The sequence below is a fragment of the Haloferax sp. s1 genome, assembly GCF_058382125.1.
The window spans coordinates 1-5,791 of sequence record NZ_JBZRPK010000491.1 but is presented as its reverse complement, the minus strand read 5'-3'; the positions used below and the strand labels follow the sequence as shown (position 1 = coordinate 5,791).

Below are 5,791 nucleotides of genomic sequence, written 5' to 3'. Positions count from 1 at the left end.
GGGGGGGGGTGAGGTGGGGAGAAGGGAGGGGGGGGGCCTCTCTATCGATGTTCCGCACGTCGACCTCATGTATCCGTGTCGGACGCTCGATTTGACCGGCGGCTTGAAACAGATTGAGAAGGACATCGGCATCGACCGCGACCGCCCCGATATCTCCGGCCGAGATGCGGTCAGGCTCTGGCGCGAGTACGAACGCGGCGACGAATCGGCTCTCGACACCCTCGTCTCGTACAACCGCGAAGACACGGTCAATCTCGAACGCCTCATGGAGACCGTCACGGGCAAACTTCACGACCGCGTCTGCGACGGTCTCGATACCGACCTCGTCTGAAATCATCTCGTCGTCTTCTTCGTTCGTCTCGTCACGGAATCACCCGCCTTTTTCATCCCCGGAAGCGACGCGCCGCACATGACCGACGACGAGGCCGAGGCCAACTCGACGCTTGACGGAGAGACGGACGAGCCAACCGACGATGAGTCGGACGAATCGACTGTCGAAGACGGGCGTGTCAACGGCGAGAGTCAGCAAACCGCCGACGGTGGGATGAACGGGCAAAACGGCTACGGTGACGAGACGGTGCCGCACGTGGAACTCGACCTCTACGAACTGTCCGTTCGCGTCAGCGGTCAGTCTACGGACGGCCTCGAAGACGTCGAAGCGTCGGCGACTCGCCTCATGGACTACCTCATCGACCACGCGAAGAAACTCGAAGACCAGCCAGACCCGCGCGGACTGAGCTAATCGCGCTCGTCTCACGTCTCGGTAAATTGCCACTGGCCGGGTGACTCGGCGAATTGCCCCTGGTCGGGTGACTCGGCGAATTGCTACTAATCTGGCAAATATCCACGGTTTTGGCAAACCTAAACGCTCAAGAGTAGCGGTCGATAACCCCGCGCAATGAGTGAGTACACCTTCGACGACCTCGCGGTCGTAATGGGGACGTACAATGAAGAACAAGCAATCGGCTCCGTCTTGGCCGACATCGACCGCATCACCGACGGCCGGGCGGAAGTCGTCTGCGTCGACGGTTCCGACGACCGGACTCCCGAAATCGCCCGAAAGATGGGCGCTCGGGTCATCGAACAGGAACCGCAGGGCTACGGCGTCGCGGTCGAAGCCGCCGTTCTCGCTCCCGACCGCCCCGTCGTCGTTACTACTGACTGCGACGATACGTACCCGATGGAGTACCTTCCGAAGTTCCTCGACCTCATCAACGACGGCTACGACGTGGTCTCCGGCGACCGAATCACCAAGGGCGCCGAGACGATGCCCACACTCAACCGCTTCGGAAACATCGCATTCGCCCGCCTCGCAAGCTTCCTCATGGGTGCGACGGTCCACGACACGACGACCGGAATGCGGGCGTACCGCCGCGAACTCCTTCACGATATCAACTGGACGGAAAACACGGGGCTGTCGGCCGAACTGCTCATCCGACCCGCGATGCGCGGCTACAAGATTGCTGAGGTACCTATTCCGTACCGCGAACGCGCCGGTGAGACCAAACTCGACCCCTTCGCCGGGGGTGCTGCTATCGCGAAGTCCATCGTGAAGGTCTGCCTCGAAGAACGCGCCCGGTTCTGAGGCCGTCGATACCGCCCGAAATCTGCTTTCTGTACGCTTTATGCCGTCTTGTCGGTCGTGCGTTCTGTCACCAAACCGCACGTCGTTCATGGGTGGTTCGAGCGAATAACGAGTATGAACCGCCGCCGATTCCTCGCTGCGCTCGGTGCCACATCCGCACTGGCGGGCTGTCTCGGGAACAACCAGTCAGCCGATGGTGCCGATAGCACCGACACTCCCGGTACTGCCGGTGGGTCGAACGCAACTCGAACCAGTTCGTTCGACCTTCCCGTCCCAAAAGACGAACTCCGCCGTGGCGCGCCAAAGGACGCAATTCCAGCCATCACGTTTCCCGTCTTCTCGGACGACTGGTCCGGATTCGACGAGGTAAACGTCGCGCTCGAAGATTCCTTCGAGGTCGTCGGCGTCGAACTCGACGGTATCGCACGGGCGTACCCGCTCGCAATCCTGAACTGGCACGAAATCGCCAACGACACGTTCGACGACCGCCCTGTGGTCGTAACCTACTGCCCACTCTGTGGCAGTGCCGTCGTCGCCGATAGACTCGTGGCTGGCGAACCCACTAACTTCGGTGTCTCGGGCTACCTCTGGATGTCCGACCTCGTGATGTACGACGTTCGAACCGAGTCGCTGTGGAGTCAAGTGCTCGCAACTGCGATTCGCGGCGAGCGTACCGGCGACACGCTGTCTCTCATTCCGTCGACCATCTCTACGTGGGGCGAATGGAAGGCGTCGCACCCCGACACCGAGGTGTTGGTTCCACCGCCCATCTCCGACACGATTCGCGGCCGACAGAGTCGAAGCTACGACGTGAATCCCTACTCGAGCTATCGGCAGTCGGGGAGAGTCGGCATCGGATTCAACGACGAGGTTGACGAGCGTATGCACCCCAAAACATCGGTTATCGGTATCACTGCTGGCGGAGTCGCGCGGGCGTACCCACTCGACGCAGTGAAGAATGCCGGCGTCGTCAACGACACTGTCGGCGAACTGCCGGTCGTCGTCGCGTCATCAACTGACGGGACGCTCGTCGCCTACGTCCGCCGCGTCGACGGTTCAGTCGTGGAGTTCGAACGCGATGGCTCCGCCCTCGTTGCGGCCGGGTCCCGGTGGGACCTCCTCACGGGCCGTGCACTCGATGGCCCGCACGAGGGCGCGACGTTGACGCGGGCGAACGACCGTTCCCCGATGTTCTGGTTCGCGTGGGCCGATTTCAACCCTGACACGGAGATATACGGGCGGTAAGTCTACTCTTCTTCTCCGACTGCAACCGTGTGACAAGAGACTTATACTCATCCCGTCACCTGTGGGCTACCGTGTCCGCTCGAACTCGTTCCCTCCTCGTCTTTGTCCTCGTCCTCGGGGCGCTCGGTGCCGCCGGTTCCTACGGTTTGGCGTACGACTCGCACCTCGGTCAACATGCCGTCTCGCTCGCGCTTGAACCCGCTGAGCCGGGCGACGAATCGACGATTACTGATGTCGATGACCTCCCGCCAGCCGCGGCTGAAATGGTCCGGTCTGGCGTCGAAGACGGTCACGCGACGATTTACCGAGACGACCGAGACGACGTTACCGAGTCGCTCGAATCACTCTCCGGATACGTCCGGGTCGACGGCGAAACGTATCGAGTGTTTCAGGCGGCAGACGAGAACATGACGCTCTTCGGGCCGCTCTTGACTCTCACGGCGCTGTTCCTCTCGATGGGCGTCCTCGGTATCGGCGTCGCAGCACTCCGAACCGGTGCGTTCAGACCGCTCTCTATCGCCGCCTCGCTGTCGATACCCGGCGTTGCACTCGCCATCGACGTGGCCGTGACGCTTCTCGATTCGATGGTGGCGTTCTCCGGCGGCGTTGACCTCCCGGTCGTGCCCGCGGCAACCGGTCTCGTCGTCGTCGGCGTCGCGGCTCGAAAGCGTAAGTGGGCGCTCGCACTCAGCGTATTCCTCGCGGTGATGGTCACCGCGGCCTTTGCAGACGTACTCGGCGGTACCTCGCTCGGTCCCATCGGGACGCTCGCACCCGGTATTCCGCTCTTCGTACTTGGGTACGTGCTGGGCGGCGAGCAGTCAAGCGATGACAGTGCTGGTGTGGATGCCTCCGCCGCTTCGGCCTGAGTATCGCGCAGGCGAATCTAACGGTCTCCGAGTTCAGAACGAGTCTAATTGATGTCGAGTCGGTGCCAAACCATTCCGACGCCGAGAGTGACGCCGACCGAGAGGACTACGACGAGTTGAGGATGTCGCGGACGCGGCGCGGTTCGCCGCCAAGCGAGGGATTCTTCTCGACGATTTTTAGCACCTCGTGGTCGGTCACGTCGGGGTACGACTTCCCGATGGCTTCCTCGATGAGTTCCTTTTCGAGACGGAATTCCGTCCCTTCGTAGACCACGTCTACGCCATCTTCGTCGAAAGAGAGAATCGTCATACCTCTCTTTGTTCTTCGTGGATATTTAAAAACATCCTGTCGTCACGGTATCCCGAACCTCGTGTGCGTCTGACATTCGTCTTGCGGACGGTTTATTACGACCCGGGTGTTGGTTCGGAGCGTGTCACTGGGTACGGACCCGCTCGAAGCGCTCGAGATACCCGACGGGACGACGGTCGAAGAGCACGACCTCGTGACCGACGGGGATGTCGTTGTCGGCGGCCAAAGCACCGTTGAGTTCGGCGTCCGCGGCCGAAACGTTCTCGCTGGCGAGCGCGTCACATTCGGCGGCGACATCGAGGCGGAAGGCGACTGTCGACTCGACCTGTTAGACGATGTTGCTGGGAATGTCCTCGTGGGTGAAGACGCCTATCTCGGCGAGCGTGTTCATATCGCCGGTCGGCTCATGGTCTCCGGAGACCTCGACATCGGCGACGACGTGGACATCGAAGAAGGATTCGAAGCAAACGGCTGGATCGTCATCCGTAACCCGATTCCGACGCTCGTCTTCTACTTTATCGTCCTCTCGCAACTCCTGCATCTCGGTGAGGACGAAGCGGCGGACGAACTCGCAGAGACGCTGGCTGGTGAGTCGCCGCACGACCCGCTCGTGATTCCGCGGAACGCGACCGTCTCCGACGACGCGTGGCGTGTCTCGACACCGGCGTACGTCGGCTCGAACTGCCGAATCCACGGGAATATCCGCGCGAAATCCATCGACCTCGATGCCGACAACAACGTCTTCGGGAGCCTTCGCGCCCGCGACGATATCTCCGTCGGACGCGGCACCCGAATTCACGGCGACGTAACCACCCGAAACGGTGAAGTTCGAATTCACGAAGGTGCCCGAGTTCTCGGCGATGTCTCCTGTAACGACCTCGTTCTCGAAGCCGGTGCCCACGTCGACGGTACCATGCGTGCCCGCGGCGAGATGCGTATTCACCGGGATAACCTTCCCCGAGAAGCGGAGTAGGCGGCCACTACCGCGCCGTCAATCGACTCGCCGAACTTTACGAACTTCGGAACCGCAGGTAACATCAATCACTGTTTGTGTCTACCAAACGATTATTCGTTTCCAAGTTGAGTTCCGGGTATGAATAAGCGATTAAAACTTCTCGTCGTGGCGTTCCTCGTTCTCCTCGCCGGGTGTACCGGGGGCGCGGGTAACGCCGATGCGGGAGGTTCTGAGGTGAGTCTCTCCACCGACGCTTCGGGTGCGCCCGAAAGCCAAGACGCGAGTCTTGAGGGTGACGATGACCTCCCCCAAGTCCAAAAGCGGGCGGTCATCAGGAACGGCCGACTCGAACTGACTGTCGACGAGTTCAACACCAGCCGAGACGAGATTGAGTCGACCGCCGAGTCGTACGGCGGGTACGTCAGTGATTCGAGCGAGCGCGTGAACCGTCGAAGTGGCGGGACCTACCGCTCCGGGCAACTCGTCGTGCGAGTCCCTTCCGATAACTTTTCGGCGTTCATGACCGACGCGAAGCAACTCGGCGAGGTCGAACACGTCGAGACGAATTCGGAGGACGTGACCGAGCAACTGGTCGACCTCGAAGCGCGACTGAGCAACCTCCGTGCGCAGCGAGACCGCCTCCGCGAACTCTACGACTCCGCGAACACCACACAAGACGTACTCGCCGTCGAGAAACGCCTCACGGACGTACAGACCGAAATCGAGCGACTGGAGGCGCAAAAACAGTCGCTGGAGGACCGCGTCGCCCTCTCGACCGTCCGTGTCTCGCTCTCCGAGCGCCCGCCCGGCCCGGCACAGTGGTACGA

General features: G+C 61.5%; 8 protein-coding genes. 7 read left to right on the top strand and 1 reads right to left on the bottom strand.

What is annotated here, in order from left to right:
- From QT222_RS07690 to QT222_RS07670, 5 genes are all read left to right on the top strand, one after another.
- The coding region (locus tag QT222_RS07690; RefSeq protein ID WP_491476818.1) for a ribonuclease H-like domain-containing protein at positions 1-331 on the top strand (331 nt) is incomplete at its 5' end.
- A gap of 78 nt (positions 332-409) precedes the next feature.
- On the top strand, positions 410-742 hold the full coding sequence (locus tag QT222_RS07685) for a DUF8002 family protein (RefSeq protein ID WP_004056727.1): 333 nt from the start codon (positions 410-412) through the stop codon (positions 740-742).
- 156 nt (positions 743-898) lie between these two features.
- A complete protein-coding gene (locus QT222_RS07680) occupies positions 899-1,585 on the top strand; it encodes a dolichyl-phosphate hexose transferase (protein ID WP_004056728.1) in 687 nt (228 codons plus the stop codon).
- 114 nt (positions 1,586-1,699) lie between these two features.
- On the top strand, positions 1,700-2,830 hold the full coding sequence (locus QT222_RS07675; RefSeq protein WP_491476817.1) for a DUF3179 domain-containing protein: 1,131 nt from the start codon (positions 1,700-1,702) through the stop codon (positions 2,828-2,830).
- 71 nt (positions 2,831-2,901) lie between these two features.
- On the top strand, positions 2,902-3,699 hold the full coding sequence (locus QT222_RS07670; protein ID WP_004056730.1) for a hypothetical protein: 798 nt from the start codon (positions 2,902-2,904) through the stop codon (positions 3,697-3,699).
- Positions 3,700-3,805: 106 nt separating this feature from the next.
- Here the strand turns inward: QT222_RS07670 and QT222_RS07665 are convergent, their stop codons facing one another.
- Positions 3,806-4,009, bottom strand: a complete 204-nt coding sequence (locus tag QT222_RS07665) for a DUF5800 family protein (RefSeq protein ID WP_004056731.1) — start codon at positions 4,007-4,009, stop codon at positions 3,806-3,808.
- A 121-nt stretch (positions 4,010-4,130) separates the two neighbouring features.
- Between QT222_RS07665 and QT222_RS07660 the strand changes: the two genes are divergently transcribed.
- Positions 4,131-4,982: a polymer-forming cytoskeletal protein gene (locus QT222_RS07660; protein ID WP_014732339.1), complete on the top strand. Its 852-nt coding sequence runs from the start codon at positions 4,131-4,133 to the stop codon at positions 4,980-4,982.
- Between the two features lie 120 nt (positions 4,983-5,102).
- The coding region (locus QT222_RS07655) for a DUF4349 domain-containing protein (protein WP_491476816.1) at positions 5,103-5,791 on the top strand (689 nt) is incomplete at its 3' end.

Excerpts from the sequence above, each read along its gene's own strand:
- QT222_RS07685 (WP_004056727.1), top strand. The coding sequence starts at position 410 with ATGACCGACGACGAGGCCGAGGCCAACTCGACGCTTGACGGAGAGACG.
- QT222_RS07680 (WP_004056728.1), top strand. The coding sequence starts at position 899 with ATGAGTGAGTACACCTTCGACGACCTCGCGGTCGTAATGGGGACGTAC.
- QT222_RS07675 (WP_491476817.1), top strand. The coding sequence starts at position 1,700 with ATGAACCGCCGCCGATTCCTCGCTGCGCTCGGTGCCACATCCGCACTG.
- QT222_RS07665 (WP_004056731.1), bottom strand. The coding sequence starts at position 4,009 with ATGACGATTCTCTCTTTCGACGAAGATGGCGTAGACGTGGTCTACGAA.